1 protein-coding gene is annotated in these 1,722 nt (G+C 70.0%); it reads left to right on the forward strand.

Features of this window, described 5'->3' with window-relative positions; all coding sequences use genetic code 11:
- Positions 1–456 precede the first annotated feature (456 nt).
- Positions 457–1,695 (forward strand): IS110 family transposase, encoded by a 1,239-nt coding sequence (locus ACIRVF_RS42905; protein ID WP_402830689.1) that lies wholly within the window; start codon positions 457–459, stop codon positions 1,693–1,695.
- The last annotated feature ends 27 nt before the right edge of the window (positions 1,696–1,722 follow it).

A 1,722-nucleotide genomic window follows, 5' to 3' on the forward strand; every position in this document is an offset into this window, starting at 1 on the left:
CCTAATTCGTGAGTAGGTGATTCCAGTCGGCCTGTCAGGGCCGGTGGAGTGATTTGCGGATGGGGACCGGGATCTCGTCAGGTTTTCCAGGCCTGGGTCGAGGTTGGTCGGCCACCCGGCACGGGTTCGTGGTGGTTACGTGGGCGCCGGGCTGACCCCTCTGGGTTCCTGGCCCGGCGAGGCCTTACGAAAGAACGGTGGCACCCGGCGCCCTCGGGCCACCGCGAACCCGCCAGGGCGGTTCGGACGTTGAAAGTCGCGGTGTGAGCCCTCCGCAGGGCGACCTCTTCCTTTCCTCCCGAGCCGTCGAGCTCTGTCGAAGATGGAGGCCCCTGCGGCGCGCTGGTGCCGCGAACGGCTTGTGAGATGGCGGACCGATCGAGTCCTGGAATTAGGTCGCCGCGTGGCCCGCACCGGCTCACCACCTGCGCGAACAGCAACAGAACGGAGATTGATGTGACGGTGTTCTGCGGCATCGACTGGGCCGAGAGCCACCACGATGTCGCCCTGGTCGACGAGGCGGGCACCCTGCTCGCCAAACGCCGCATCAGTGACGACGCGGCCGGCTACCGGCTGCTTCTGGACCTGCTCGCCGAGCACGGCGACAGCCCCGACGAGCCGATACCGGTGGCCATCGAGACCGGCCGAGGCCTGCTGGTGGCCGCCCTGCGGACCGGGAAGCGGCCCATCTACGCGGTCAACCCGCTCGCCGCCGCCCGCTACCGCGACCGGCACAGCGTCTCCCGCAAGAAGTCCGACCCGGGCGATGCCCTGGTTCTGGCGAACATCCTGCGCACCGACAGGCACGCCCACCGGCCGCTGCCCGCCGACTCCGACCAGGCCCGCGCCATCGCGGTGCTCGCCCGCGCCCAGCAGGACGCGGTCTGGAGCCGACAGCAGCTCGCCAACCAGGTCCGCTCGCTGCTGCGTGAGTACTACCCGGCCGCCCTGGACGCCTTCCTCGGCAAACAGCACGGTCTGGCCCGCGCGGATGCCCGCGCCGTCCTGACCGCGGCCCCGACTCCGGCCAGGGCCGCACGGCTCACCCGCCCGCAGATCGCCGCCGCCCTCAAACGAGCCGGCCGCCAGCGGGGCCTCGACGCGGAAGCCGAGCGCCTGCGCGAGGTCTTCCGGGGCGACTACGCCCGGCAGCCGACCGCCATCGAGGACGCGATGGGCTACCAACTCATCGCGCTCATCGGCCAGTTGGATGCCGCCTGCGTCGCGGCCGACGGGCTCGCCGAGGCGGTGGAGGCCCATTTTCGCCAGCACCCGGACGCTGAGATCATCCTGAGCTTCCCCGGACTCGGGGTCCAGCTCGGCGCCCGGGTGCTCGCCGAGATCGGAGACGACCGCGAACGCTTCACCGACGCCCGCGGCCTCAAGGCCTACGCCGGCTCGGCCCCGATCACCCGCGCCTCCGGCAAGAAACGCTACGTCGGACGCCGCTTCATCAAGAACAACCGACTCATCACGGCGGGCTTCCTCTGGGCGTTCTCCGCGCTCAAGGCCTCGCCCGGAGCCGACGCACACTACCGGCGAAGGCGCGAGACCGGCGACTGGCACGCCCAGGCCCAGCGGCACCTGTTCAACCGCCTGATCGGCCAGCTCTACCACTGCCTGCAGACCAGGCAACTCTTCGACGAGCAGCACGCCTTCACCTCCTCATCAGCTGATCTGGCCGTCGCAGCTTGACTTGTTAGGCACGTGAGATGTCTTTCG

Source organism: Kitasatospora sp. NPDC101157, from assembly GCF_044768255.1.
In the GTDB taxonomy this organism is placed as follows: domain Bacteria; phylum Actinomycetota; class Actinomycetes; order Streptomycetales; family Streptomycetaceae; genus Kitasatospora.